At 65.5% G+C, this 25,637-nt stretch carries 22 protein-coding genes and 1 tRNA gene; all 23 read left to right on the top strand.

The window, feature by feature from the left end; all coding sequences use genetic code 11:
- Positions 1–239 precede the first annotated feature (239 nt).
- The 23 genes from ASD76_RS09870 (at position 240) to obgE (ending at position 25,616) form a co-directional block, all read left to right on the top strand.
- Positions 240–737 carry a division/cell wall cluster transcriptional repressor MraZ gene (locus ASD76_RS09870; RefSeq protein ID WP_055921882.1) on the top strand — a complete coding sequence of 166 codons (498 nt, stop codon included), beginning with the start codon at positions 240–242 and terminating at the stop codon, positions 735–737.
- Between the two features lie 38 nt (positions 738–775).
- Positions 776–1,678 carry a 16S rRNA (cytosine(1402)-N(4))-methyltransferase RsmH gene (gene rsmH, locus ASD76_RS09865; RefSeq protein ID WP_055921879.1) on the top strand — a complete coding sequence of 301 codons (903 nt, stop codon included), beginning with the start codon at positions 776–778 and terminating at the stop codon, positions 1,676–1,678.
- Entirely contained in the window at positions 1,675–2,178 is a 504-nt protein-coding gene (locus ASD76_RS09860; RefSeq protein ID WP_055921875.1) for a hypothetical protein, read from the top strand. The genes rsmH and ASD76_RS09860 overlap by 4 nt, the downstream gene beginning before the upstream one ends.
- Positions 2,175–3,893 carry a peptidoglycan D,D-transpeptidase FtsI family protein gene (locus tag ASD76_RS09855; RefSeq protein ID WP_055921873.1) on the top strand — a complete coding sequence of 573 codons (1,719 nt, stop codon included), beginning with the start codon at positions 2,175–2,177 and terminating at the stop codon, positions 3,891–3,893. Before ASD76_RS09860 ends, ASD76_RS09855 begins: the two co-directional genes overlap by 4 nt.
- Positions 3,890–5,359: a UDP-N-acetylmuramoyl-L-alanyl-D-glutamate--2,6-diaminopimelate ligase gene (locus ASD76_RS09850; RefSeq protein ID WP_055921870.1), complete on the top strand. Its 1,470-nt coding sequence runs from the start codon at positions 3,890–3,892 to the stop codon at positions 5,357–5,359. The genes ASD76_RS09855 and ASD76_RS09850 overlap by 4 nt, the downstream gene beginning before the upstream one ends.
- Positions 5,356–6,813 carry a UDP-N-acetylmuramoyl-tripeptide--D-alanyl-D-alanine ligase gene (locus ASD76_RS09845; protein WP_055921867.1) on the top strand — a complete coding sequence of 486 codons (1,458 nt, stop codon included), beginning with the start codon at positions 5,356–5,358 and terminating at the stop codon, positions 6,811–6,813. The genes ASD76_RS09850 and ASD76_RS09845 overlap by 4 nt, the downstream gene beginning before the upstream one ends.
- Before the next feature lie 9 nt (positions 6,814–6,822).
- Entirely contained in the window at positions 6,823–7,893 is a 1,071-nt protein-coding gene (mraY, locus tag ASD76_RS09840) for a phospho-N-acetylmuramoyl-pentapeptide-transferase (RefSeq protein ID WP_055921864.1), read from the top strand.
- Positions 7,890–9,248, top strand: a complete 1,359-nt coding sequence (gene murD / locus ASD76_RS09835) for a UDP-N-acetylmuramoyl-L-alanine--D-glutamate ligase (protein ID WP_055921862.1) — start codon at positions 7,890–7,892, stop codon at positions 9,246–9,248. The genes mraY and murD overlap by 4 nt, the downstream gene beginning before the upstream one ends.
- Positions 9,245–10,489 (top strand): FtsW/RodA/SpoVE family cell cycle protein, encoded by a 1,245-nt coding sequence (locus tag ASD76_RS09830; protein ID WP_055921859.1) that lies wholly within the window; start codon positions 9,245–9,247, stop codon positions 10,487–10,489. The genes murD and ASD76_RS09830 overlap by 4 nt, the downstream gene beginning before the upstream one ends.
- Positions 10,486–11,649: an undecaprenyldiphospho-muramoylpentapeptide beta-N-acetylglucosaminyltransferase gene (murG, locus tag ASD76_RS09825; RefSeq protein ID WP_055921855.1), complete on the top strand. Its 1,164-nt coding sequence runs from the start codon at positions 10,486–10,488 to the stop codon at positions 11,647–11,649. The genes ASD76_RS09830 and murG overlap by 4 nt, the downstream gene beginning before the upstream one ends.
- Complete coding sequence (gene murC / locus ASD76_RS09820) at positions 11,646–13,109, top strand: UDP-N-acetylmuramate--L-alanine ligase (RefSeq protein WP_235506605.1); 1,464 nt, start codon at positions 11,646–11,648, stop codon at positions 13,107–13,109. The genes murG and murC overlap by 4 nt, the downstream gene beginning before the upstream one ends.
- Positions 13,106–14,065 (top strand): UDP-N-acetylmuramate dehydrogenase, encoded by a 960-nt coding sequence (gene murB, locus ASD76_RS09815; protein WP_082553712.1) that lies wholly within the window; start codon positions 13,106–13,108, stop codon positions 14,063–14,065. The genes murC and murB overlap by 4 nt, the downstream gene beginning before the upstream one ends.
- A gap of 160 nt (positions 14,066–14,225) precedes the next feature.
- Complete coding sequence (locus tag ASD76_RS09810) at positions 14,226–15,182, top strand: D-alanine--D-alanine ligase (protein ID WP_055921849.1); 957 nt, start codon at positions 14,226–14,228, stop codon at positions 15,180–15,182.
- The gene (locus tag ASD76_RS09805; RefSeq protein WP_055921846.1) at positions 15,182–16,087 is read left to right on the top strand and encodes a cell division protein FtsQ/DivIB; all 906 of its coding nucleotides are present in this window, start codon (positions 15,182–15,184) and stop codon (positions 16,085–16,087) included. Before ASD76_RS09810 ends, ASD76_RS09805 begins: the two co-directional genes overlap by 1 nt.
- The gene (gene ftsA, locus ASD76_RS09800; RefSeq protein ID WP_055921842.1) at positions 16,087–17,382 is read left to right on the top strand and encodes a cell division protein FtsA; all 1,296 of its coding nucleotides are present in this window, start codon (positions 16,087–16,089) and stop codon (positions 17,380–17,382) included. Before ASD76_RS09805 ends, ftsA begins: the two co-directional genes overlap by 1 nt.
- Before the next feature lie 121 nt (positions 17,383–17,503).
- On the top strand, positions 17,504–19,153 hold the full coding sequence (gene ftsZ, locus ASD76_RS09795) for a cell division protein FtsZ (protein WP_055921839.1): 1,650 nt from the start codon (positions 17,504–17,506) through the stop codon (positions 19,151–19,153).
- Between the two features lie 51 nt (positions 19,154–19,204).
- Positions 19,205–20,794: an SPOR domain-containing protein gene (locus tag ASD76_RS09790; RefSeq protein ID WP_156457631.1), complete on the top strand. Its 1,590-nt coding sequence runs from the start codon at positions 19,205–19,207 to the stop codon at positions 20,792–20,794.
- Positions 20,795–20,955: 161 nt separating this feature from the next.
- Positions 20,956–21,462, top strand: a complete 507-nt coding sequence (locus ASD76_RS09785) for a YbjN domain-containing protein (protein ID WP_082553790.1) — start codon at positions 20,956–20,958, stop codon at positions 21,460–21,462.
- Between the two features lie 110 nt (positions 21,463–21,572).
- Positions 21,573–22,382, top strand: coding sequence for a pyrroline-5-carboxylate reductase family protein (locus tag ASD76_RS09780; RefSeq protein WP_156457630.1), 810 nt, complete (start codon positions 21,573–21,575; stop codon positions 22,380–22,382).
- A 94-nt stretch (positions 22,383–22,476) separates the two neighbouring features.
- Complete coding sequence (locus tag ASD76_RS09775; RefSeq protein WP_055923138.1) at positions 22,477–23,268, top strand: Bax inhibitor-1 family protein; 792 nt, start codon at positions 22,477–22,479, stop codon at positions 23,266–23,268.
- Positions 23,269–23,435: 167 nt separating this feature from the next.
- On the top strand, positions 23,436–24,302 hold the full coding sequence (locus tag ASD76_RS09770) for a hypothetical protein (protein WP_156457629.1): 867 nt from the start codon (positions 23,436–23,438) through the stop codon (positions 24,300–24,302).
- A gap of 116 nt (positions 24,303–24,418) precedes the next feature.
- Positions 24,419–24,494, top strand: a tRNA-Ala gene (locus ASD76_RS09765).
- A 60-nt stretch (positions 24,495–24,554) separates the two neighbouring features.
- Positions 24,555–25,616, top strand: coding sequence for a GTPase ObgE (obgE, locus tag ASD76_RS09760; RefSeq protein ID WP_055921828.1), 1,062 nt, complete (start codon positions 24,555–24,557; stop codon positions 25,614–25,616).
- The last annotated feature ends 21 nt before the right edge of the window (positions 25,617–25,637 follow it).

The following is a 25,637-nucleotide window of genomic DNA, read 5'->3' as shown; positions in this document are numbered from 1 at the left end:
GTGTGCAATGCGCCCGATAACCCCCGAATCCTGCGCGGAAAAAAGCGAGTTTGCCCACGTAATCCCGCAATTTCCCCTTTTCTCCCGCATCTCCCCGCGTTACATAGTGAATCCATCGGACAAACCACCCGTGTTGCATTCCTGAAAGGGGATGACGGTCTCGCGCACTTACGCGTGGCTGCGCGGGGAAGGCGTGTCCGGTTTGGCTCAGGGCTTGCCATGCGGGGGAATTTCGGACGGTGCTTAAGGTTGCAGGCTATAGTGGACAGGGCTTCTCGCCCCGCGGCGAAAAGGGCCGCTACGTCCTGCCGCCTGCGTTCCGCAAAGCCATCGCGCCTGCCGACACCGACCCGCGCGTCCTCTGCCTCGCCAAGCACGATCGCTGGAACTGCCTGACTGGTTTCGGGCTCGATCGCACCGCCACGTTCGACTCGCTGCTCGAGCGCGAGGAAGACAACGCCGTCAAGCTCGGCAAGGAATTCGACCGCGAACTGCGCTCGATCCAGCTGTGGACCTTCTCCGAAGTCCCGTTCGACGCCAGCGGCCGTTTCGTCCTGCCGGACCACCTCGCCGAACTGTGCTCGATCGAGAAGGGTATCTGCGTTCTCGGCGGCGGCCAGTTCTTCACCCTGTGGTCGCCCGAACAGCTCTACGCGATGGATCCGGCCTGGGACGGTCAGAAGGCCGTGTGCCGCAAGCTGGAAGCCGACGCTGCGGCTAAGGGGAAGGGCAAGTGAGCTTCGGCCCGCACATTCCCGTCCTCCTCGATGAGGTGATGGAAGCCCTGGCTCCTGGGCCTGGTGACGTGATCGTCGATGCGACGTTTGGCGCCGGCGGCTACACGCGTGCGATCCTCGACGCCGGGGCGACGGTCCATGCCTTCGACCGCGATCCGGATGCTATCGCCGCTGGTGCTAACTTTCCCGAGACGCGCGACAATCCGCCGCGGCTGATCCTGCACCCGCGCCGCTTTTCCGAGATGGTCAGCGCGCTCGCCGAGGCTGGAATCGCCCGTGTCGATGGCGTCGCCATGGATATCGGCGTTTCCTCGATGCAGCTCGACCAGGCGGAGCGCGGGTTCGCGTTCTCGACTGACGGGCCGCTCGACATGACGATGAGCCGCGAGGGGCCGACCGCCGCCGACTTCCTCAACGGTGCAGACGAAGCCGAGATCGCCGATGTGCTGTGGCATTACGGCGAAGAGCGTCAGAGCCGCCGCATCGCGCGCGCAATCGTTGCAGCGCGTCCGCTGTCGACCACGGCCGAGCTGGCCCAAGTGGTCCGCAAGGCTCTCGGCTATCGCGCTGGTGCGCCGAAGGATCCGGCGACCCGCAGCTTCCAGGCGATCCGCATCCACGTGAACGGGGAGCTCAACGAGCTCGACGAGGGGCTCCGGGGCGCCGAGCAACTGCTCAAGAGTGGCGGACGGCTTGCAGTGGTCAGCTTCCACAGCCTCGAAGACCGGATCGTAAAGCGCTTCCTGCGCGAAGCCGCCGGCGCGACCGCGCGGGCTAGCCGCCATCTGCCCGAAGTCGGCGCAGGCGAGGTGCCGACGTTTGAGAAGGTGTCGAAGGGCATCCGCCCGTCCGATGCCGAAACCCTGCGCAATCCCAGGGCCCGCTCGGCGACTTTGCGCGCCGCTGTCCGGACTTCTGCTCCAGCGAGGGAGGCAGCATGACTCCGCAGGATCGCATGCGCCGGATCGGCTGGTTGATGACGCTGGCGATCTGCACCGGGCTCTATCTGACGCTGCACCTGAAGGTGCACGCGGTGGTGAGCGACGTCGTCAGGGCCGAGCGGCAGATTGTCGCGCTCGAGCAGCAGAAGCTGCTGCTGGAAACCGAGTTCGAAACACGCTCCAACCAGCTGCAACTGGCCGTCTGGAACCAGGTCGACTTCGGCTATACCGCCCCGACCGCCGCCCAGTTCATCGGGAGCGAGCGCCAGCTTGCCAGCTTTGGCACCCCGCGGGGCATCGGCGCGCCCGAGCCGATCCGCGTGGCCGGAGTCGATGGCGATGCGCCCGAGTTTCCCAAGTTCGTTTCGCCGATCACCGGCAAGGCGGTCGATCCGGCTTTGATCGAGCCCGAGCGCGTCGAGACCTTAGCTGATGCCAGGCCGGATGGCGGCGCGATGCGCATTCCGCTGCGCGCCACGATCGCGAGCATCGGGGAATGAACGCTTACGCGATTAGCGCACCCCAGGCACCCGGCCGGATCCATCTGGTCGATATCCGGCGCAAGGCTCTTCTCCTTGCTCAGCTGAGGGTCCTGCTGATTGGCGCGGCGTTCCTGGCCCTGGCCGCTGCCGCGCTGTTGCGCATTGCCTACCTCGGTGTGGTCCAGCCGGCTCCAAGCCAGCGGTCGATGGCCGATGCCCTGCTACCTTCGCGCGGCGAGATTACCGACCGCAACGGGGTGCCGCTGGCCCGCGCCTTCCCGGCCTATGCGCTATGGTTCAATCCGACCGCGATGGACGACGGAGGACCGCCGCTGGTCCAGTCCGCCAAGGCCGTGGCTCACCGGCTCAAGCAGATCTTCCCCGATCTCGACGAAACCGAGGTCGCTCACAAGCTGGCCTCCGGCAAGTCCGGCTACCTGCGTCGGCGCATCCTGCCCGAAGACGCCAACAAGGTGATGGCTCTCGGAGAGCTGGCGCTCGAGCTGCCGCGTGAAACCGACCGCCACTATCCGCAGGGCTCGATGGCGGCCCACGTGCTCGGCTACGTCGATGAAGACGGCAAGGGCCACGTCGGCATGGAGTCCGCGCTCAACGACCGTTTGCTCGACCCTGCGCTTCGCGCAGCGCCGGTAGCGCTCTCGATCGACGCGCGCGTTCAGGGCGCGCTCGAAGACGAGCTGCGCCGTGGCATGCTCTCGGTCAACGCGGTCGGCGCGGCGGGCATCGTACTTGACGTCGACACGGGCGAAGTCCTGGCACTGGCCTCGCTGCCGGAATTCGACCCGAACAAAGTCGACCAGGACGGCCAGAAGTTCGTCTTCAACAAGGTCACCAACCAGGTCTACGAGCTGGGTTCGACTTTCAAGCCGCTGGCCGTGGCAGCTGCCATTGATGCGGGCACGGTGACCGACCTGTCGCGCCGCTATTCCGCCACGCCGATCCACATCGGCGGATTCACGATCAAGGACAGCCACCCGCTTGGTGCCACGCTCAACGTGCCCGAGACGCTGATCCACTCGTCAAACATCGTCACCGCACACATCGTCGACGACCTGGGCGCCGCCCGCCTCAAGCAGGTCATGGCCGATCTGGGCTTCAACGAGCGTCCGTACATCGAGCTTCCCGCCCGCGGGTTCCCGATCTGGGCAAGCGGCGAATGGCCGCGCCTACGCGCGATGACGGTCGGCTACGGTCACGGCATTGCGGTCACGCCGCTGCACCTCGCGACTGCTTATGCCGCGATGGTCAACGGCGGTATCTGGCGCCCGGCCACGCTGCACAAGGTCGAGCCCGGGCAAGCCAACCGCGGCCGCCGCGTGTTCAAGGCAAGCACCAGCGCTCGCATGAACCAGCTGCTGCGGATGATCGCGCTCTACGGCACGGGTCGGCACGCAGATGCTCCGGGGTTCCGGGTAGGCGGTAAAACCGGAAGCGCCGAAAAGCCGGGTTCGGGCGGTTATAACCGTACCTCGGTGGTTGCCACGTTTGCCGCGGCCTTTCCAATGGACAAGCCGCGCTATGTCATCATCTCCATGATGGACGAGCCCAAAGCTGTCGCGGCCAGTTCGTTCCAGCGCACAGCAGCGTGGAACGCGGCGCCGGTAATCAGGCGCTTGGTGCCGCGGATCGGCCCGATCCTCGGGGTGTATCCTGACGATACCCGCGACATCGACCTCACCGATCTCAAGCCGCTTATCGGGTCCGAGGAATGAAACTCGCCCGCCTAGCCGCCGCCGCCGGCTTCGACGCGGGCGGTTATGGTGAATTTGAGGTTACCGGCTTTGCGATCGATCACCGCAAAGTCGCTCCTGGTACCGTGTTCGGCGCCTTCCAGGGCTCGGTCGTCAACGGCGAAGATTTCATCCCGGCAGCGGTTTCCGCCGGCGCAATTGCTGTCGTCGCGAGGCCGCAAGCCGAGGTGAGCGGCGCGGCCCATTTCGCTGACGCCCAGCCACGCCAGGCCTTCGCTCGCCTAGCCGCGCAGTTCTTCCGCCCCGTGCCGGAAACCGTGATTGCTGTGACCGGCACCAACGGCAAGACCTCCACGGTCGAGATGACCCGGCAGATCTGGCGCATGTGCGGCCAACGCGCGGCGTCGATCGGAACGCTTGGCGTGACCACCCCGGACGGCAGTGTCTCGACCGGATTGACGACTCCCGACATCGTCACTTTCCTGTCGAACATGACCGGCCTCGCGCGCGAAGGCGTGACTCACGTCGCCTACGAAGCTTCGAGCCACGGGCTCTCGCAATATCGCAACGAGGGCCTCCCGGTTGTCGCCGGGGCCTTCACCAACCTGTCCCGCGATCACCTCGATTACCACGCGGACATGGACGACTACTTCTCCGCCAAAATGCGCCTGTTCACCGAAGTCGTGGACGAAGGCGGGACGGCGGTCATCTGGGCAGACGATGCGTGGAGCCAAAAGGCTCAGGAAGCGGCGCGGACCCGGGGGTTGCGCCTCTTCATGGTGGGAGAGCAAGGCGAGGGGATCCGCCTGCTCTCCCGCTTACCCGGCCAGTTAGGCCAGGAACTTGAGCTTGAGTATGAAGGTGTGCGCCGCAAGGTCACCCTGCCGTTGATCGGTGCCTACCAGGTGGCCAATGCGCTGGTCGCCGCCGGACTGGTCCTGGCGACGGGTGGAGAACCCGGTGCCGTGTTCGATGCGCTCGGACGGTTGCAGCCTGTGCGGGGGCGGCTTGAGCGGGCGGCGATCACGGCAGCGGGCGCACCGGTCTATGTCGACTATGCCCATACCCCTGACGCGCTCGGCGCGGCTATTGACGCGCTTCGCCCGCATCTGGCCGGGCGACTGATTACCGTCTTCGGCGCCGGTGGTGACCGCGACATCGGCAAGCGCGCCCAGATGGGCGAAGTCGCAGCGCGGCATTCTGAACTGGTTATCGTGACCGACGACAATCCGCGCGGCGAAGATCCCGCCGCGATCCGTTTGCAGATCCTCGCCGGCGCACCCGCTGCGCGCGAGATCGGCAATCGGCGCGATGCGATTGCCGCGGCTATCGACGAAGCCCGGGGCGATGACATCGTCCTGATTGCGGGCAAGGGGCATGAACAGGGGCAGATCATCGGCTCGGGTGAGACGATGCGGATCTTGCCGTTCGACGACGTTACCGTGGCGCGTGAATGTGCCGCCGCGCTGGCAGGAGCCAATGGATGAATGCGTTGCTGAAGACCCTTCGCTGGCCCAACGAAGGGCGGGACCGCCAGCGCCTCGCCCTCTGGACTGCCGAGGAGATTGCCAACGCAACGGGCGGAACGGCCAGCGGCGATTTCCAGGTCGCCGGGGTGGAAATGGATTCGCGCGACGTGCGTTCGGGCGACCTGTTCTTTGCCCTCAAGGGCGAAAGCCTCGACGGGCATCTCTACCTCGACAAGGCCTTCGCGAACGGAGCGACGGCCGCCATCGTCGACCGTCCGATCGAGCAGCCGCACGTGCTTGTGGAAGACACCTCAAGGGCGCTTGAGGTTCTTGCAAAAACGGCCCGAGACCGTGCGTCGGCCTGTGTGATCGGGGTCACCGGTTCGGTCGGCAAGACCGGTGTGAAGGAGGCGATCTTCGCGTCGCTGGAGCGTACCAGCAAGGGTGCGGCGCACCGTTCGGTCCGCAGCTACAACAACCATGTCGGCGTCCCTCTCAGCCTGTCACGCATGTCTTCGCGCAGCCGCTTCGGCGTGTTCGAGATGGGCATGAACCACCCCGGCGAGATCGCTGGCCTGACGGCTCAGGTGCGTCCCCATGTTGCCGTCATCACCACCATTGCCCCGGCCCACATCGAGAACCTCGGGAGCGAGGAAGCGATTGCCGACGCCAAGGCGGAAATCTTCGGCGGACTTGAAACCGGAGGGACTGCTGTCATTCCCGCCGACAGCCCGCACTTCGCTCGGCTGCGCGCGGCAGCGGAGGCTCGCGGTGCTCGGGTCCTGGCCTTCGGACAGTCGTCTGAGGCTCAGGTTCGCCTGCTCGACGCCATTCCAGCGGCGAACGGCGGATCGCTGGTCACTGCTGCAATCGACGACCGTCGGCTGTGCTACTCGGTTGCCGAGCCGGGCGATCATTGGGTGTCCAACTCGCTTTGCGTCATGGCCGCGGTCCACGCTGCGGGCGGCGACCTCGGCGCGGCCGGGCTCGCCCTGGCGGAGATGGGTGGCCTCAAGGGCCGCGGCGCGCGCCATCGTTTGCGCGTACCCGGCGGTCATGCGCTGCTGATCGACGAAAGCTACAACGCGAACCCGGCCTCGATGCGGGCCACGCTCGGCCAGCTTGGCGCCACTCCGGCCAGCCGCAGGATCGCGGTGCTCGGCAGCATGAAGGAACTGGGCGACTTCGCCGCCGGCTTCCATGCGCAGCTTGTCGAACCCCTTTTGCACGCGAATGTCGACTTTGCCGTGCTCGTTGGCGAAGAAATGAAGGCCCTTGCGCGGGAGTTGGGGAAAGGCGGGCACGGAGTGCTTGGCAATCCGATCACCTACGCTCATTGCGAAAACCCCGGGGAAGCGATTGCCGCGCTCGAGGAATTCGGCCTTGCCAGTGGCGACGCAGTGCTAGTTAAGGGGTCGAATTCAGTGGGGCTGGGCAGGGTCGTTGCTCATTTCACCGCCAGAGAGGGCTAAGCCGCTCGAATGCTGTATCTGCTAGCTGAATGGCTCAATTTCGAAGGTCTGCTTAACCTGGTTCGTTACCAGTCGTTCCGTGCCGGGGCGACGATGCTGACCGCGCTGGCGCTGGGCCTGCTGATCGGTCCGCGGTTCATCAACCTGCTGCGCGTGCGCCAGGGCAAGGGCCAGCCGATCCGAACCGACGGTCCGCAGACGCACCTCGCCAAGGTCGGCACGCCGACGATGGGCGGGCTGATGATCCTGACCTCACTGGTCGTTTCGATGCTGATCTGGATGGATCCGCGCAACCCGCTCGTGTGGGCGTGCCTCGCGGTAACCGGCGGTTTCGGCCTGATCGGGTTCCTCGACGATTTCGACAAGGTCACCAAGCGCAGCCACAAGGGTGTTTCGGGCAAAGTCCGGCTGCTGCTGGAATTCATCGTCGCCGGCGTGGCGGCCTGGATCATCATCGATCAGGTGAGCACGAACCTTTACGTCCCGTTCCTGACGGGTCGGTACATCCCGCTCGGCCCGCTCTACTACGTCTTCGCGGCGACGGTGATCGTGGGCTTCGGCAACGCGGTGAACTTGACTGACGGCCTCGATGGCCTGGCGACCATGCCAGTGGTTATCGCCGCGGGCGCGTTCATGCTGATCTGCTACCTCGTCGGCCGCGTGGACTATTCGAGCTACCTCGGCATTCCGCACGTGCCTGGTGCGGGTGAACTGGCGATACTCTGCGCCGGGATCATGGGGGCGGGCCTCGCCTTCCTGTGGTTCAATGCGCCACCAGCGGCGGTGTTCATGGGTGATACCGGCTCGCTCGCATTGGGTGGCGCGCTCGGCGCAATCGCCGTGGCGACCCAGCACGAGATCGTGCTGCTCATCATCGGCGGGCTGTTCGTGATCGAGACGGCCAGCGTGATCATCCAGGTCTTCTGGTTCAAGCGCACCGGCAAGCGGATCTTCCGCATGGCTCCGATCCACCACCATTTCGAACAACTCGGCTGGAAAGAGTCGACCGTGGTGATCCGCTTCTGGATCATCGCTATCGTGCTCGCCGTGCTGGGCCTCGCCACGCTGAAAGTCCGATGATCGTCAGCAGCGCCTTCCGCGGCAAACGCTATGTCGTGCTGGGGCTGGCGCGCTCGGGCATGGCGACTGTCGAGAGCCTGCTGGCGAGCGGGGCGGAGGTAACCGCCTGGGATCGCCGCGAGGGCCCGCGGGACGAACTGGCAGGCCGGGCGACCATTGCCGACCCGCTGCTGATCGACCTTGCTGGCTTCGACGGCGTCGTCGTCAGTCCTGGAGTCCCACTCAACACCCACCCGATCGTGGCTCGCGCCCAGGCGGCCGGTGTGCCGTTGATCGGCGATGTCGAGCTGTTCGCGCAGGCGCGCGGCGACCTGCCGCCGCACCGCGTAGCGGCAATCACCGGAACCAACGGCAAGTCGACCACGACGGCGCTGCTCCATCACCTGATCGAGTCCGCTGGCCTGCCGGCGCGCATGGGCGGCAACATCGGCCTGCCCATCCTGGCGCAGGATCCGCTGCCCGAAGGCGGCGTCTACGTGCTCGAGCTGTCGAGCTATCAGATCGACATCACCTTCTCGCTCGATTGCGAAGCCACCGGGCTGACCAACATCACGCCCGACCATCTCGACCGGTATGACGGCTTTGCCTCCTACGCCGCGTCAAAGGCCAAGCTGTTTGCGATGCAGAGCGAGGGCAATTTCGCGATCTTCGGTTGCGCGGATGCTCCGACAACCGCGATCCAGCGGCAGGAAGTGCTTCGGCGGCCGCAGGGCCGGGCGGTGTGCGCGCGCATACCGTTCTGGAAGGAAGGCCAGAGCAACTGGCCCTCGCTGCAAGGCCCGCACAACCTGCAGAACGCCGCTATCGCCGGAGCCATGGCGCTCGACCTGGGGCTCAGTCTCGAGCAGATACTGGCCGGTCTCGCCAGCTTCCGCGGCCTGCCGCACCGGATGGAGCGCCTGGGCGAATTCGATGGCGTGCTATTCATCAACGACAGCAAGGCGACCAATCCGGCCTCTACCGCCCCGGCGCTCGCCGCATTCCCGCCCAATCCGGACCGGCGCGTGCACTGGATTTGCGGCGGCCTGCCCAAGGGCGACGATCTTGACGAGTGCGCCCCGAACTTCGGCAATGTCGCGGCTGCCTACACGATCGGTGAGGCCGGGCCGCGCTTTGCCGAGCTTCTCGAACCGTTCATGCAGGTCCAGCGTTGCGAGATGCTGTGCGAGGCCACCACTCGTGCGATGGCCGCGGCACGGCCTGGCGATGTCATCCTGCTTTCTCCGGCCTGCGCCAGCTTCGACCAGTTTCGCGACTACGAGACGCGCGGCGACACTTTCAGGAAACTCGTCGCTCAGCTGACTGGTGACGCTGAAGCCGACGGAGAGCCTTGCACAGCGAATTCCCCGGCATGACCCCGGTACGTCCCTACGTTCCGCGGCCGGGCGAAAGGTCCGCTCCTCCCGCGCAATTCCCGCAGAGCCGCAAGCGCCAGCTGAAGGTTTGGTGGCGCGAGGTCGACCGCGTCCTGCTGGCCTTGGTCCTGGCGTTGATGACGGTCGGGGCGATCTCGGTCGCTGCCGCGTCACCCGCCAGCGCGCGCCGCCTTTCGGGCACGGCGCACCTGCCCGATCTGTACTTCTTCTGGCTGCATCTGCGCTGGCAGTTCCTCGGGCTTATCGTGCTGCTCGGGACCTCGCTCATGCCGCGCGAGCTTGTGCGGCGGGGCTCGATCCTGATGAGCGCGGCAATGATCTTTGCCATGCTGCTCGTGCCCATGATCGGCACCGAGGTGAATGGCGCGCGCCGCTGGCTCGACCTCGGCATTCGCTTCCAGCCGAGCGAATTCCTCAAGCCGGCCTTCGCAGTGGCATGCGCCTGGGTGTTGTCCTGGCGCGCTCGCGACGCGGAATTGCCGGTCATCCCGCTTAGCGCGATTTTCGTCGGCACCGTGGTGGTGCTGCTGATGATCCAGCCGAACCTTGGCGACGCGATCCTGTTCGTTGGCTGCTGGTTCGTGCTGGTGGTCCTGGCCGGCTTGCCGATGCAGCGCGTTGGCGTGCTCTTCGGCGTGGGCGTGGGCGGGCTCGCGCTGGCCTATACGTTCTACGACAACGCGCGCCACCGCATCGATTCCTTCCTCGGCGGCGGTACGGCGTTCGACCAGGTAGACCTCGCCAGCCGGACTCTGATGGCTGGGGGCTGGACCGGCTCCGGCCTGTGGCTGGGCACGCGCAAGATGATCCTGCCTGAAGCCCATACCGACTACATCTTCTCGGTCATCGGTGAGGAATTCGGCCTGCTGACCTGCGCCGTTGTGGTGTTGATCTATCTCGCGATCGTGGTTCGGGTGCTCGTCCGCCTGGTGGACGAGGACAACCTGTTCATCCTGTTGGCCGCCACCGGCCTTACCGCGCTGTTCGGCGGACAGGCGTTCGTCAACATTCTGGTCAACCTGCAGCTGTTTCCTTCGAAGGGCCTGACTTTGCCGCTGGTCAGCTATGGCGGCTCGTCGACGATCGCCCAGTGTTTCCTGGTCGGACTGTTGCTAGCCATCACTCGCCGCAACCCCTATCTGAGCCGTGAAAAGTTTGACTGGCGCGGTGCTATCGAGATCAGCCCACTCGGTCGCGCCGATGGGGAGGTTCGGCGATGAGCCCGGTTTCGCGGCACTATGTTCTCGCAGCAGGAGGCACCGGCGGGCACCTGACGCCCGCCTTCGCGCTTGCGCATGAGCTCGAACGGCGCGGCCACCACGTGGCGCTGATCACCGACGAGCGCGGCGCCGAGATTCCGGGCAAGCCCGATTTCCTGCCGGCGCACGTCCTGCCCGCAGGGCGGTTCGGCAAGAACCCGCTGCGTTGGCCGTCGGCGATTGCGTCCGTGCTCGAAGGGCGGCGCATGGCGCTGCGCCTTTACGATAGCTTTGAGCCTAGCGCTGTGGTCGGTTTCGGCGGCTATCCGGCGTTGCCTGCGCTACTGGCCGCGCGGTCGGCAGGCATTCCCTCGGTGATCCACGAACAGAACGCGGTCCTCGGCCGGGTGAACCGGCTGCTGGCCGGCCGTGTGAGCGCGATCGCTACCGCCTATCCGGACGTCGACCGGCTCAAGCCGAAGTACCTGCCGAAGGTCCACCTCGTCGGCAATCCGGTACGGCCCGCGGTTCTCGCCCTGCGCGACGAGCCGTTTCCGGCCTTCACCGACGAAGGTCTGATGCGCGTGCTGGTGACCGGCGGCAGCCAGGGTGCGCGGGTTCTGTCGGAGATCGTGCCTGACGGTCTCTCGATGCTCGCCCCCGCGCTGCGTTCGCGCCTGCAGGTCATCCAGCAATGCCGCGCCGAAGATCTCGACGCTGTGCGTGACCGTTATGCCAACCATGGCATCCCGGCAGAGCTTGGAACCTATTTCGAAGACATGCACGTGCGGCTTGCCGATGCGCATCTGTTCATCGGCCGGGCCGGAGCCTCGACCATTGCCGAACTGACAGCGGTAGGCCGGCCCGCGATCCTGGTCCCGCTGCCGATCGCGACCGATGACCATCAGGCCGCCAACGTGCGCGAGATCGTCAAGGCCGGCGGCGCGCGCTCGATCCGGCAGCACAACTTCACCGCCAAGGAACTGGCCAAGCAGATCAACGCCATGGCGCAGCATCCGGAAACCCTGGCCAACGCGGCGCACGCGGCGTGGAACTGCGGCCGTCCCAAGGCGGCGAGCGACTTGGCCGACCTGGTCGAGAGCTTCGGTGCGGCGCCGATCCAGGATGTGATCCGCGCGGCCGGCGAAGGGGTTCACGAAGGGCGGGAGGCGCTGGCATGAACCGCGCTCTCCGACAGTCCAGCGGCGGGCGGATGCCGACCGACATCGGCACGATCCATTTCGTCGGCATCGGCGGCATCGGCATGTCCGGCATCGCCGAAGTGATGAACAACCTCGGCTACACGGTGCAGGGCTCGGACATTTCGGAGAGCGCCTCGGTCGAACGGCTCCGCGCGCGTGGGATCAAGGTCATGATCGGCCATGACGCCGCCAATCTCGGCGGTGCGGCGGTCGTGGTCACCTCGACCGCAGTGAAGCGCGACAATCCGGAAGTCGCCGCGGCGCTCGACGCGCGCGTCCCAGTCGTGCGGCGTGCGGAAATGCTGGCCGAACTGATGCGCCTAAAGCGTACGGTTGCCGTCGCGGGTACGCACGGCAAGACCACGACAACCTCCATGGTCGCCGCCTTGCTTGATGCCGGCGGTGTCGACCCGACTGTGATCAACGGCGGGATCATCGAGAGCTACGGCTCCAACGCCCGGCTCGGCGACAGCGAGTGGATGGTGGTTGAAGCCGACGAAAGCGACGGCAGCTTCCTGCGCCTCGACGGCACGATCGCGGTGGTAACCAACATCGATCCCGAGCATCTCGACCATTACGGCAGCTTCGACGCTGTGAAAGAGGCGTTCGTCGAGTTCATCGAGAACGTGCCCTTCTACGGCGCCGCGGTGCTGTGCGTCGATCATCCGGAAGTGCAGAAGGTCATTGCCCGCGTTCGCGACCGGCGCGTCGTGACTTATGGCTTCTCGGCTCAGGCAGACTGGTCGGCCGAGAACATTCGCCAGCAGGACTCCGGCATCGGCAACCTGTTCGACGCCATCCACACCGACCGTGACGGCAATCGCCGGCGCATCGCCGACATCGCCTTGCCGATGCCGGGGCGGCACAACGTGCAGAACGCGTTGGCAGCCATCGCCGTTGCCAACGAACTTGGTTGCGATGACGAAGTCATTCGCACCGGCTTCTCCCGCTTCGGGGGCGTACGGCGGCGCTTTACCCGTGTCGGTGAAGTCTCCGGCGCGACGGTGATCGACGATTATGCGCACCATCCGGTGGAAATCCGCGCCGTGCTTTCGGCGGCGCGCGAGGCGGCGAAGGGGCGTGTGATCGCGGTTGCACAGCCGCACCGCTTCACGCGGCTGCGCGACCTGATGGGTGAGTTTCAGAGCTGCTTCAATGACGCCGACGTGGTCTTCGTCGCCCCGGTCTACACGGCCGGCGAGGCACCGATTGCGGGTGTCGATGCCTCGGCGCTGGTCAAGGGCCTGAAGGATCTGGGCCATCGCTCGGCAGCCGAGGTTTCCGGCCCCGCTGACCTGGCCGACCGCCTCGCAGGCCTGGTCCAGCCCGGTGACATCGTGGTTTGTCTCGGTGCCGGTGACATCACCAAGTGGGCAGCAGGCCTGGCAGCGGAAGTTTCCGCGCGCCAAGCCGGCGCGGTGGTCGAGGGGGCGGTATGACCCGCCAGCCCGACAGCCAACATTCCGAATGTGCCGCGCCGGGTTCCGATTCCGACCGCACCTTTGACGGCTGGGTGCCGAGCGAAGTGCGCGGCAAGCTCTCCGAAGACGCACCGCTCGACAAGCTCGTGTGGTTCAAGAGCGGTGGAGCGGCGGATTGGTTGTTCGAGCCGGCCGACACCGACGACCTGGTCTCGTTCTTGTGCCGCCTCGACGAAGGCACGCCTGTCATGGCGCTTGGTCTTGGCTCTAACCTGATCATACGCGACGGCGGCATCCCGGGCGTGGTCGTGCGGCTGGGCAAGGCTTTCGCGACCGTCGAAGTGCTGCGCGATCAGGTCCTCGAGTGCGGCGGCGGCGCTAGTGGAATCCTCGTATCCTCGACTGCGCGCGACGCGGGTATTGCGGGGCTCGAGTTCCTGCGCGGTATCCCTGGCACAGTCGGTGGCTTCGTGCGCATGAACGGTGGCGCCTACGGGCGAGAGGTGGCGGATATCCTGATCGATTGCGACGTGGCGCTGCCTGACGGCACGCTGATCACCGTGCCAGCGGCAGATCTCCATTACACCTATCGCCATTCGGACTTGCCGGAGGGCGCGATCGTCGTCTCGGCGCGCTTCAAAGGCACGCCCGGCGATCCGAAAGTCATCGGCGCCGAAATGGATCGCATCGCCCAGGCGCGCGAAGAGAGCCAGCCGCTGCGCAGCAAGACGGGCGGCTCGACCTTCAAGAACCCAGCCGGCGACAAGGCCTGGCGGCTGGTCGACGCGGCCGGATGCCGGGGGCTCAAGATCGGCGGGGCACAAGTCAGCGAGAAGCATGCCAATTTCCTCATCAACACCGGCGAGGCCACTAGCGCCGACATCGAAACCCTTGGCGAAGAGGTTCGTCGTCGTGTCTCGGAAAGCCAGGGCGTGACGTTGGAATGGGAAATCAAGCGAGTGGGCCGGTGGTAATAGCTGCAGAAAAGATCCTCCCCAGGATGGGGAGGGGGACCACCCGCAGGGTGGTGGAGGGGCACGCGCGAGCGTTCCCAACGTCCGAAGTCATGATCAACCGCCCGTGCCCCTCCACCATGCTTCGCATGGTCCCCCTCCCCGTGCCGGGGAGGATTGCATGAGCCGGCTACCCAAACTCCACGTGGCCGTCCTGATGGGCGGATGGGCGAGCGAGCGGCCTGTCTCGCTGATGAGCGGCGAGGGCGTGGCCAAGGCGCTGGAATCGCGCGGGCATCGCGTCACGCGGATCGATATGGATCGCCAGGTCGCCGCACGGCTCGCCGAAGCTGCTCCCGATGTCGTGTTCAACGCGCTCCACGGCGTCCCAGGCGAAGATGGCACGGTGCAGGGCATGATGGACCTGATGGGCATCCCCTATACCCACTCGGGCCTCGCGACCTCGGTGATCGCGATCGACAAGGAGCTGACGAAGCACGCGCTCGTACCGCACGGTGTTCCGATGCCGGGTGGGCGCATCGTCAAGTCGGAGGAGCTTTACCAGGCCGACCCACTGGCACGGCCCTACGTGCTCAAGCCCGTCAACGAGGGATCGTCGGTTGGCGTCGCCATTGTTACCGACGAGAGCAACTACGGCAACCCGATCCGGCGCGATGTCAGGGGGCCGTGGCAAGAGTTCAACCAATTGCTGGCCGAGCCCTACATCCGCGGTCGTGAGCTGACCACGGCGGTTCTCGGCGACCGCGCGCTGCTGGTGACCGAGCTGGTCCCGAAATCGGGCTTCTACGATTTCGACGCCAAGTACACCGACGGCATGACCGAGCACGTCTGCCCCGCGCAGATCCCGCCGGAGATCGAGAAACTGTGCCTCGAATACGCGCTTCAGGCCCATCGCTTGCTCGGCTGCCGCGGCACTAGCCGGTCGGACTTCCGCTGGGACGATGAGCAGGGCGAGGAGGGCTTGTTCCTGCTAGAGACCAACACGCAGCCCGGCATGACTCCCCTTAGCCTGGTGCCCGAACAGGCGCGGCATTGCGGGATCGACTATGCCGAGTTGGTCGAAATCGTCATCGAGGATGCGCTGGTCCACTTCGGCAAGCTGGAAAGGCCTGCCTGATGGCCCAGACCATCCGCCGCAATGCCAAGCCGGTACGCAGGCAGGCGCGAGCGCAGGCTTCCAAGACCAAGGTCCGCAAGGCCAGGCAGAAGACCAATTCGCTGGTCGACGCGCTGATGCGCATCCTGCCCTTCACCGAAGAGCAACTGCACAAGATCTTCCTGGTCCTGATCCTTGCCGCCGCCGTGGCGATCGCGTGGATCGTCGCCAGCACCGCTGGGCTCACGGTACTGGCCGGTCAGCAATTGGCCCTCGCGGCGGGCGATGCGGGCTATGAGGTCAACCGCGTGGAAGTGCGCGGGGTCGAGCGGATGAACGAGCTCAAGGTCTACGAGCGGGTGCTGGGAGAGAAGGACCGGGCCATGCCCTTGGTCGACCTCCATGCGCTGCGTAGCCAGCTGATCGAGCTGCCGTGGGTGAAGGACGCGCGGGTCTCGCGCCAGCTTCCCGACAAGATCGTGGTCGACATCGTCGAGCGCCAGCCTCACGCGGTGCTCAAGAAGCCGGACAGGCTGGTACTGATCGATCCGCAAGGGCACGAGTTGGAGCCAATCTCGCGCGCGGCGGCTAAGGGCATGCTCCAGATTTCGGGTCCGGGCGCGCAGGTACGAGTAGAAGAGTTGAGCGCGCTGCTCGATGCGGCACCGGCCTTGCGTCCGCAGGTCTCTGCCGCCGAATGGGTCGGCAACCGGCGCTGGAACCTGACGTTCAAGACCGGCCAGGTGCTGGCCTTGCCGCAGGGCGAGGAAGAATCTGCCGGCGCACTCATGAGTTTCGCCAGATTAGACGGAGTGAACCGGCTGCTCGGGGGTAAAGTGGCCGCGTTCGATATGCGCAATCCGGAACGCATTTACATGCGGGTGCCGGGGCGCGCGCAAGAGGCATCAAACACCGGGGGAACTTAATGGCCAGCCAGCCTAGAAACAGCCCGCGCATCGCGCGCGTGTTTGGCGCGGTCAACATTGGATCGTTTCGCATTTCGGCCATGATCGCCGGTCTCACTGAGAGCGGCGAGATGGTCGTGCTCGGCAGCGGGCACCGTGCCTCAGAGGGCATTAGACGTGGCTATGTCACTGACATGGCCGCGGCGACTTATGCTGTGCGCGATGCGCTCGAGCGGGCGGAAAAGCACGCGGGGACGAGTGTCGCCAGCGTGTGGATCGGCTGCACCGGCGCCGGGCTCGCCAGCCAGATCACGCCGGTCGACATCGACATCGGCGGCCGCCGGATCGAAGAGGAAGACATCGAGCACTTGCTGGTCTCGGCGCGCAGCAGCATCGAGCCCGACGGCCGCATGGTGCTCCACGCGCAACCGGCGTGCTACTTCCTCGACGGGGCCGAAGGGATCGCCAACCCGAAAGGCCTCCATGCCGAGCGGTTGCGCGTCGATATCCACGTGATGCTCGCCGAAGGCGCAGCCATGCGCAACCTGACCGAGGCGGTGCAGAACGCCCACCTCGAGGTCGAAGGCATCGTCGCGTCGCCGCTGGCTACCGGATACGCCTGCCTGACCGCGGAAGAGCGGGACCTGGGCGTGGCGATGGTCGAGTTTGGCGCCCAGGTGACCAACGTCTCGGTCTACATGGCGGGCATGCTCGTCGGGCTGACGACGATCCCTTGCGGATCGGCCGATATCACCGACTCCATCGCAAGTGCGCTCGGCATCCGCCGCTTTCAGGCCGAACGGCTCAAGTGTGTTTATGGTTCGGCCATCGCCAGCCCGGCCGATCACCGTGAGATGATCCCGGTCAACGGTCCGGGCGACGATCGCGCCGGGCCTGTCGCCAGGGGTGCCGACGAGAACAACCGCATTCCGCGCGCGGAACTGATCGGCGTGATCACCGGAGAGCTCGACCGCCTGGTGAGCGACATCGGGCGCGCGCTAGAGTCCATGGGCTATTCGGGCCGTCACGGCCGCCAAGTGGTGTTCACTGGTGGCGGTGCAGAGCTCGCGGGCCTTGCCGACTATGCCCAGTCAGCGCTCGGACGGCCCGTCAGGATTGGCCGGCCACCGCAAATGAAGGCCCTTCCAGAGGCTCACGCCGTGCCCGGATTTGCCACTCTGGCCGGATTGGTACTCTATGCGGCGGAGGACCCGATCGATATTCGATCAGTCGGTTCGCGCTTCCAAACAAGCCATCGTGCCTCGGGTTTCGCGCAGGTACAGCGTGTCTGGCGCGCGATGAGAGAGTATTTTTAAGGGTTTGCTGGGGTTTTCGCGGGGCTGTGGATAGTTCCATATACCTTTTGCACCGCCGAATCGCTTTGTGGCACAAGCGTGCCATGGGATTGTATCAACGCCTCCCCAAGGAGAGCAGGGAATGAGCATCAATATCGGTCCTCCGTCGGTGGAGGAGTTGCGTCCGCGGATCACCGTGATCGGTGTCGGCGGCGCTGGCGGCAACGCCATATCCAACATGATCGAGGCGGAGATCGAAGGCGTCGACTTCATCGTCGCCAATACCGACGCGCAGGCACTCAACAACTCGATTGCGGAACACCGCATCCAGCTGGGTCCGGACATCACCCGCGGTCTTGGTGCGGGCTCGCGGCCTGAAGTCGGCCGCGCTGCCGCTGAAGAGACGATCGAAGAGATCGAACGCGCGCTCGAAGGCGTGAACATGGTCTTCATCGCCGCCGGCATGGGCGGCGGCACGGGCACTGGCGCTGCGCCGGTGATCGCGGAGATCGCGCGCGGCAAGGGCATCCTTACCGTCGGTGTGGTGACCAAGCCGTTCCTGTTCGAAGGCACCCGCCGCATGCGTTCCGCGGAGTCGGGCATCGACGAGCTGCAAAAGAACGTCGACACCCTGCTGGTCATTCCCAACCAGAACCTGTTCCTGGTCGCCAAGGCGGAAACCACCTTCAAGGAAGCGTTCCAGCTGGCCGACGAAGTGCTGCAGCAAGGCGTCCGTTCGATCACCGACCTGATGGTCATGCCCGGCCTCATCAACCTCGACTTCGCCGACGTTCGCTCGGTCATGGGCGAGATGGGCAAGGCGATGATGGGCACCGGCGAAGGCGAAGGCGACAATCGCGCTCTCGAAGCCGCTGAACGTGCCATCGCCAACCCGCTGCTCGACGGTGTGTCGATGCAGGGCGCCAAGGGCGTGATCATTTCGATCATCGGCGGCGAGGACATGAAGCTCCTCGAAGTCGACGAAGCGGCGAACCACATTCGCGAGCTCGTCGATCCCGAAGCCAACATCATCTGGGGCTCGGCGTTCAACCCGTCGCTCGAAGGCAAGATCCGCGTTTCGGTCGTCGCCACCGGCATAGAGCAGAGCGCCGAACAGGCCGTGGCTGCCCGCAGCCAGCCGATCAGCCTCAGCGCTGGACGTGCGCCGAAGAAGCCCGTCCTGCCGCTGCCGACCGAAGAGGAACTGGCCGAGGATTCGTTCGCGACCTCCGGAGGCGCAGAGCCGGGCTTCAGCCAGCCGGCATCGTTCGAAGACGAGTACGCCGAGCCTCTGGCCGAAGCCGCGTATGACGAGGGTGAGGAAGAGGAAGGTCTCTCCGACCCGGTCGACGACAGCAACTATGGCCGCGGCCAGGAAGCTGGTTACGGTTCGCTCAGCGGCATGAAGATCGAGCGCGATCCCGATGCTCTGGCTGAACAGGCCGAAGACGAAGGTGACGCTTTCGAGCTGACGCTCGAAGCCCCTGACGCTGGAGACGAAACGCCCGAAACCGAACAGGACGAACTCCTGCTCGAGGCGAGCGAAGTCGCTGACGAAGCCGAGCCGGTTCAAACCGGTGGCCGTCGCCGCGGCCTGCTCGGCGCGGGTTCGGGCGAAGCTGAAGGCGGCTCGCCCGCTGGTGGTGCGGCACCTGCAGGCGGAAGCACCCTGTTCGAACGCATGGCCAACCTGTCGCGCTCCAGCGCCAACAGAGATGAAGATGAAGAAGACGAAGGCGGAAGCAGTTCGATCCGCATCCCACGCTTCCTCGGCCGTCAGAACAACCAGTAGGACGGTCGCCATTTTCGCCAGGTTCAGCCGCGCCTGTCTAGCAGGCCCGGCATGACCCGCATCGCCGGTCATATCCAACGTCGCAGGCCAGGTGCATTCGCACTGATGGCCTCGGCGGCTGGCGTGCTGCTGTGCGTCGCGGTTTCGCCGGCGGTGCAAGCTCAGCCGGTGGTCCAGCCGCTGCCGCATCCAGCAACCTACCGCCTCAACGAGGCACTGCGTCAACTGGCCCAGGATCCGCGTTCGATGAACGCGCTGATTGACGCAGGACAGGCCTCGATTGCGCTCGAAGATCCGGAATCCGCGCTCGGCTTCTTCCGCCGGGCCGAGGCCGTCAATCCGAGCGATGGGCGGGTGAAGGCCGGACTGGCAGCGGTCATGGTTCGCCAGGGGCAACCGCTCGAAGCCATACGCCTGTTTGACGAGGCGGAGAAGGCTGGCGAGGCCATGCTGCTCCATGCGCCGGATCGGGGCTTGGCTTTCGACCTGATCGGCGACAATGCCCGGGCGCAGAAGGAATATTCGGCTTCGCTGAACTTCGCGCCCGATCCGATGGTCATCCAGCGGTTAGCCCTGAGCCAGGCGATCGGGGGCGACCAGGCTGCTGCCGATGCAACTTTGCTCCCGCTTCTGCAAAAGAGCGATCTTTCCGCGTACCGGACGCGCGCCTTCTCGCTGGCGATCCTTGGGAAATCGGAAGAAGCCGTCACGATTGCCGAGACCATGTTGCCAGAGCGGCTCTCGAGCCGGTTGGCGCCCTATCTGCGCTACATGCCGCGCCTGACGCGCGCGCAGCAGGCGGCCGCGGCCAACTTGGGCACGTTCCCGCCCGCCGCGCAGATCGGCCGCGACGATCCGGCGGTCGTGGCTTACGCCTCGCAGCTTGGTGTTCAGCCATCGGTTCCGGGTTCTGCTCCGGTAGCGGGTTCAGCTGACTCGCGTCTGGTGCCCGCGGGCGAACCGCTCGGCCGGCGCGACAACACCAGCCGCATCCCCAGGCGCGAAGAGCTTCCGGCACAGCAACCAGCCGCACGGCCGCCTGCGCCCACACCTGCGCCAACGCCTCCGCGTCCGGCAGTACAGGCCCCTCAAGTCGCTCAAGTACCGCAGCCGCAACCGCAGCCGATCGAGCCGCCTCCACCGGCGCCGGTCGTCGTCTCGGCCTTGCCTCCGGCGCCCGTCCAGCAGCCAGCGCCCGAACCCGAAGGGCCGCCTCCGCCTCCGACTCAGGACCTGGTCGAGGCGTTCTCCGATTTCACCACTCCTGCGACCCGCGTCATCCCCGCGGACGGAGCCGTGGACATGTCCAAGTTCGTGCCGAGACGCGATCCTCCGCCAAGGCCTGCGGTGGTCGCCCCGCCAAAGCCGGTCATTCCGAGCCGTCACTGGGTTCAGATCGCCACGGGCCGCGATACCGATGCGCTGGCGTTCGACTGGCGCCGACTCAAGCGGGCTGCGGGCGGCTTGCTGGACAAGTCCAAGCCGCAAATCGCCGATTGGGGGCAGACCAACCGCCTGCTGGTCGGACCCTTCCCCAACGCCAAGGAAGCCAACGAGTTCGTTGCGGACTTGAAGAAGAAGAACTTGGATTCCTTCCGCTTCACCAGCGCCCAGGGGGAAGAGGTCAAGCCGCTCGACTGAATCTGGCGAGGCTTCCTGCCGCCCTCGGTGGAATCGGCTTTTTGCACATCTTGCCAACAGGGTTATAGAGTTTTGCCCAGCGGCGACATTTACCTCAATTGCCTAGAGAACCCCTTGCATTGCATGTGCTTGGGCGTCTTGCTGGGATGGGAAAGTTAATGATGAACACCGGGCGTGAGCCGATCGAAGAAGCCGACGACGCGGCGCCGGTCGAGATGCTTGCGCAATTGTTCGAAGCTCATGGCTGGCCGTGCGAGTTCGTCAACGAGGACGAATTGAGTGGGGAAATCCAGGGTAGCTGGGCCACTTACCAGATGCGCTGCATCTGGCGGGCGGAGGACAATGTCCTGCAATTGCTCTGCCTTCCCGAGATCCGCGTTCCCGATGCCAAGCGCAAACCCGCCTACGAACTTCTGGCGCTGGTCAACGAGCAGCTCTGGCTGGGTCATTTCGACATTTGGTCGAACGGTGGGGTGCTGCTTTACCGCCACGGCCTGATGCTCGGACCAGACGGCATGCTCAGCCTGTCGATGGCGCAGATCGCCGTCGAAAGCGCGGTTTCGGAATGCGATCGGTTCTATCCGGCCTTCCAGTTCGTGCTCTGGGGCGACAAGCGGCCCAAGGACGCACTCGAAGCCGCGATGGTCGACGCAGCGGGCGAGGCCTGAGCTCTCCTCCCGCTTGCGGGAGGGGCCAGGGGAGGGCATGTGAGCGCCGAAGCGGGAGGACTGACCTCCCTCGACCCCATCCTTTAGCGGGAGGGGAGTAGGAGCGCCCGGTGGCCGATTTCAATTCCATCCTTCTCGTCGGTTGCGGCAATATGGCCGGAGCCATGCTTCGCGGCTGGCTCGCCGCGGGGCTAGACCGGGAGCGGTTCACGGTGGCCGACCCGGCGGTGCGCGACTTGCCGGAGGGCGTGCGGAAGCTCGATGCGGTACCGGCCAGCGGTGAATTCGACGCGATCCTGCTTGGCATCAAGCCGCAGGTCCTGGCGCAGGTAGGCCCTGCGGTCGAACCGCTTGCCGGACCCGGTACGACGTTGTTCTCGATCCTTGCGGGTGTCGAATTGGCAGTGTTGCAGGAGCAGTTCCCCCGCGCTGGCGGCCTCGTTCGCCTGATGCCCAACCTTGCGGCTGCCCTTGGAAAGTCCCCGATCGCCCTCGCAGAGGCCGGACTCGACGAAGCCTCGAAGTCCGAGGCTTTTGCTCTGCTCAAGCCGCTAGGCACGCCCGAATGGGTTGCCGAGCACGAGTTCGACCTCGTCACCGCGCTTGCAGGCTCGGGGCCGGCGTTCGTCTACCGCTTCATCGATGCCCTCGCAGTGGCCGCCGCCGACTTGGGGCTGCCACAGGACAAGGCCGGGCGCCTGGCGTTGGCCATGGTTGACGGCGCGGCAGCTCTGGCAGCGGCCTCCGAGCACGATCCGGCGGAGCTCGCACGCCGGGTGGCAAGCCCGGGCGGGGTCACCCAGGCCGGCCTCGATACGCTTGACGAAGGTGACGCCTTGCGCGGTTTGTTAGCGAAAACATTGCGTTCCGCGCGCGACCGCAGCGCGGAGATGGCGGCCGAGGCAAGACGGCAAGGTTAATGACCCAAAGCCGGTTTTCCTTGAATAGTGAGGCTATCAACGCGATATTGCCTCTACCGGCTTGTCGTCGCTCGGCGCCGGAATGGAGTTTGTAATGGCGAATTGGAATGATCCCCAGCCCACTCGGACGAACTTCTCGTCTTCCGGGTCTGCGGGTGCGGTGGGGACCGGTCAGGCTTATGCCGTCGACCAGGGCCTTCGCCGCCACATGCTCTCGATCTACAACTACATGACCAGCGGTGTACTGCTGACAGGCATTGTCGCGCTGCTGTTCTCGTGGGGCGGAGAAACTTCTCCCGCGGCTCAGGTCTTCCTCAGCGGGGGTATCCTGGCCTGGGTTATCATCCTCTCGCCGCTCGCAATCGTTTTTGCGATGAGCGCGGGAGTCAACAAGTTCTCGACTGGGACGCTCCAGTTGATGTTCTGGGGCTTTGCGGTCCTGATGGGCCTGTCGATGTCGACGGTGTTCCTGGTCTATACCGGTAGCTCGATCGCGGCGACGTTCTTCGCCACCGCGGCGGCTTTCGCGGGCCTCAGCCTGTTCGGCTACACCACCAAGAAGGATCTGTCGGGCCTCGGCAGCTTCCTGATCATGGGCGTAGTCGGTCTGATCGTGGCCAGCCTGCTCAACATCTGGCTTCAGTCTGGGTCGCTGACCTGGGCGATCAGCTTCCTCGGCGTGCTGATCTTCGCGGGCCTCACGGCTTACGACACCCAGCGGCTGAAGCAGCAGTACATCGCGATCCAGCAGATGAAGCTGACGAACCCGAACGCGGTTGCAGCTTACCCGGTGGGCAAGGTTGTGATCATGGGCGCGTTGAGCCTGTACCTGGATTTCATCAACATGTTCCAGTTCCTCCTGCAGTTCATGGGTCAGAGGAACTAACGGGCGCAACTGATCGCAGCCCAGATTCGTTTCATCGTGCCCGGGGTGTGGAAACGCACCCCGGGCATTTTCTTTGCTCGACCCTCGCGATAGGCTCTCGCTTCATCCGCGCGTAAGGCGTGGCGTGGCACGATCATCTCACGTGCCATGAGAGGGGAGCACACTGCATGATTTCGAACCGCCCTAATTGGCTGAAGCTGACGCTCGTGATTGCGGCCGTCGGCGCCCTTGGGGCTTGTGCGACGCCCCCTCCGCCACCCCCGCCGCCTCCGCCGCCTCCGCCTCGGGTCGTCGAAACGGTTCCCTACCGTCCGATCCCCCCGCAGGGCGCGTCCTATACGATGGACCTGCCGCCGGTTGCCCCGAACGGCCAGCGCACGACGATCAACACCGGTCTCGATGACGACAGCACGCTCTGGCACTTCCGCTCGGCCTGGAACGTCGCCGCGCTCAATTGCCTCGATCCGGGGTACGAGGCGATCCTCGACGGCTATTCGGCCTTCCTCAAGCAGAACGTCCGCACGCTCGCCGCTACGAATACGGCGATCGAGGAGCGTTTCCGCAAGCAGTACGGTTCGCGCAATGCAGCGGTGAAGGCGCGCGAGACCTACATGACGCAGGTCTACAACTACTTCGCCCTGCCACCCGCCCGGGAGCGGTTCTGCGATGTCGCGCGAGCCTTCTCGCAGCAGTACCTGGGATTGTCGCCGACGCCGGACATCAAGCAGTTCGCCGCCGCCAACATTCCGAACATCGAGATCGTCTACCAGGACTTCTTCCGCGACTATGAGAAGTACCGCGCCGATTCCGCCTCGTGGGACGCCCAGTACGGCGCCCGCTATGGCGCGTCGCAGCCAGGTTACGTGGCGGTCCATGGGGCCAGCGGGCAGAGCGTAGGCGCCCTGGTCAATCTCAACGCCCAAGCGCAGCAGACCGGCGCAGTGCTCGACCCTCAGACCGGCGCGGAGATCCCGGTGATCCCGGTGCCGGACCAGGTCAGTACGCCGGTCGTGCAACCTATTCCGACCAAGTAACCGGGGCGAGAGCGGCGCAGAAACTGGAGGGGCAGAATTTTGCTCTTCCAAGCCTGCGGCCTTTTGGCTAGGACGCGCGCTCTTCGCGGGGCCCCAACCCCGCGCGACACCGGAACGGGGCCGTAGCTCAGCTGGGAGAGCGCGTCGTTCGCAATGACGAGGTCAGGGGTTCGATCCCCCTCGGCTCCACCACCGGGTCATGATTTTCACGAGCGGTTCGCCAGCCCGCCGCTTATGGGCTAGAACGATCCGATGCACTTTCTCGACCAAGCCAAGATTTATATCCGTTCGGGTGGAGGCGGGCCGGGTGCGGTCAGCTTCCGGCGCGAAAAGTACATCGAGTACGGCGGGCCTGACGGCGGCAACGGCGGCCGGGGCGGGGACGTGGTCATGGTCGCGGTGCCGGGCCTCAATACCCTCATCGATTTCCGCTACACCCAGCATTTCAAGGCAGCCCGCGGCAGCCACGGCATGGGCCGGAATCGCACCGGCGCGAGCGCGCCCGACCTCGTGATCGAGGTTCCGGTCGGCACACAAGTGCTCGACGAGGAGCGCGAGGAAGTGCTCGCGGACTTCACCGAGGTCGGCCAGCGGATCGTGCTGCTCGAGGGCGGCATGGGCGGACGGGGCAACGCCAGCTACGCCACTTCGACCAACCGCGCCCCGCGCCAGCACCAGCCTGGCATCCCGCCTGAGGAGTTGTGGGTCTGGCTGCGGCTGAAGCTGCTGGCCGATGTGGGCCTGGTTGGCCTGCCGAACGCCGGTAAGTCGACTTTCATCAACCAGGTCTCGAACGCGCGCGCTAAGGTCGGCGACTATGCGTTCACCACCCTGGTGCCCAAGCTCGGCGTCGTCCGGCATCGCGACCGCGAGTTTGTGCTGGCCGACATCCCCGGACTGATCGAAGGGGCCGCGGACGGGGCCGGCATCGGTGACCGCTTCCTCGGCCATATCGAGCGTTGCCGGGTGCTGATCCATCTCGTCGACATCGCCGGGACCGATCCGGCCGAAGGCATGCGGATCGTCGAACGCGAGCTGGAGGCTTATGGCGAGGGGCTCGAGGACAAGCCGCGGCTGATCGCGCTCAACAAGATCGACCTGGCCGATGCCGAGTTGGTGGAAGCTTTTGCGGCGGAATTGCGCGATGCCGGGGCTGACCGGGTATTCCCCATCTCTGGCGCTACTGGTGCTGGCTTCGACAGGCTGCTCGACGCTGCGCTGGATTATCTTCCCGCGCGCACGTCCACCGAAAATCCCAACATCGCTCAATCCGAGGATGACGAGCCCGAGGCCGATTGGTCGCCACTGGGCTAAGCCCTCTCCACGGGTTGCGAG

This window comes from Altererythrobacter sp. Root672 (assembly GCF_001427865.1).
Classification (GTDB): Bacteria; Pseudomonadota; Alphaproteobacteria; order Sphingomonadales; family Sphingomonadaceae; genus Croceibacterium_A.
This window is presented reverse-complemented; position numbering and strand designations above follow the sequence as displayed.

What these genes read in the sequence shown, in the direction of transcription:
- murC (WP_235506605.1), top strand. Translation starts at nt 11,646, where the DNA reads ATGAACCGCGCTCTCCGACAGTCCAGCGGCGGGCGGATGCCGACCGAC.
- ftsA (WP_055921842.1), top strand. Translation starts at nt 16,087, where the DNA reads ATGGCCAGCCAGCCTAGAAACAGCCCGCGCATCGCGCGCGTGTTTGGC.
- ASD76_RS09810 (WP_055921849.1), top strand. Translation starts at nt 14,226, where the DNA reads ATGAGCCGGCTACCCAAACTCCACGTGGCCGTCCTGATGGGCGGATGG.
- ASD76_RS09845 (WP_055921867.1), top strand. Translation starts at nt 5,356, where the DNA reads ATGAATGCGTTGCTGAAGACCCTTCGCTGGCCCAACGAAGGGCGGGAC.
- murG (WP_055921855.1), top strand. Translation starts at nt 10,486, where the DNA reads ATGAGCCCGGTTTCGCGGCACTATGTTCTCGCAGCAGGAGGCACCGGC.
- ASD76_RS09850 (WP_055921870.1), top strand. Translation starts at nt 3,890, where the DNA reads ATGAAACTCGCCCGCCTAGCCGCCGCCGCCGGCTTCGACGCGGGCGGT.
- ASD76_RS09860 (WP_055921875.1), top strand. Translation starts at nt 1,675, where the DNA reads ATGACTCCGCAGGATCGCATGCGCCGGATCGGCTGGTTGATGACGCTG.
- ASD76_RS09785 (WP_082553790.1), top strand. Translation starts at nt 20,956, where the DNA reads ATGAACACCGGGCGTGAGCCGATCGAAGAAGCCGACGACGCGGCGCCG.
- murB (WP_082553712.1), top strand. Translation starts at nt 13,106, where the DNA reads ATGACCCGCCAGCCCGACAGCCAACATTCCGAATGTGCCGCGCCGGGT.
- ASD76_RS09775 (WP_055923138.1), top strand. Translation starts at nt 22,477, where the DNA reads ATGGCGAATTGGAATGATCCCCAGCCCACTCGGACGAACTTCTCGTCT.
- rsmH (WP_055921879.1), top strand. Translation starts at nt 776, where the DNA reads ATGGAAGCCCTGGCTCCTGGGCCTGGTGACGTGATCGTCGATGCGACG.
- ASD76_RS09805 (WP_055921846.1), top strand. Translation starts at nt 15,182, where the DNA reads ATGGCCCAGACCATCCGCCGCAATGCCAAGCCGGTACGCAGGCAGGCG.
- ASD76_RS09855 (WP_055921873.1), top strand. Translation starts at nt 2,175, where the DNA reads ATGAACGCTTACGCGATTAGCGCACCCCAGGCACCCGGCCGGATCCAT.
- mraY (WP_055921864.1), top strand. Translation starts at nt 6,823, where the DNA reads ATGCTGTATCTGCTAGCTGAATGGCTCAATTTCGAAGGTCTGCTTAAC.
- ASD76_RS09830 (WP_055921859.1), top strand. Translation starts at nt 9,245, where the DNA reads ATGACCCCGGTACGTCCCTACGTTCCGCGGCCGGGCGAAAGGTCCGCT.
- ASD76_RS09770 (WP_156457629.1), top strand. Translation starts at nt 23,436, where the DNA reads ATGATTTCGAACCGCCCTAATTGGCTGAAGCTGACGCTCGTGATTGCG.
- murD (WP_055921862.1), top strand. Translation starts at nt 7,890, where the DNA reads ATGATCGTCAGCAGCGCCTTCCGCGGCAAACGCTATGTCGTGCTGGGG.
- obgE (WP_055921828.1), top strand. Translation starts at nt 24,555, where the DNA reads ATGCACTTTCTCGACCAAGCCAAGATTTATATCCGTTCGGGTGGAGGC.
- ftsZ (WP_055921839.1), top strand. Translation starts at nt 17,504, where the DNA reads ATGAGCATCAATATCGGTCCTCCGTCGGTGGAGGAGTTGCGTCCGCGG.
- ASD76_RS09790 (WP_156457631.1), top strand. Translation starts at nt 19,205, where the DNA reads ATGACCCGCATCGCCGGTCATATCCAACGTCGCAGGCCAGGTGCATTC.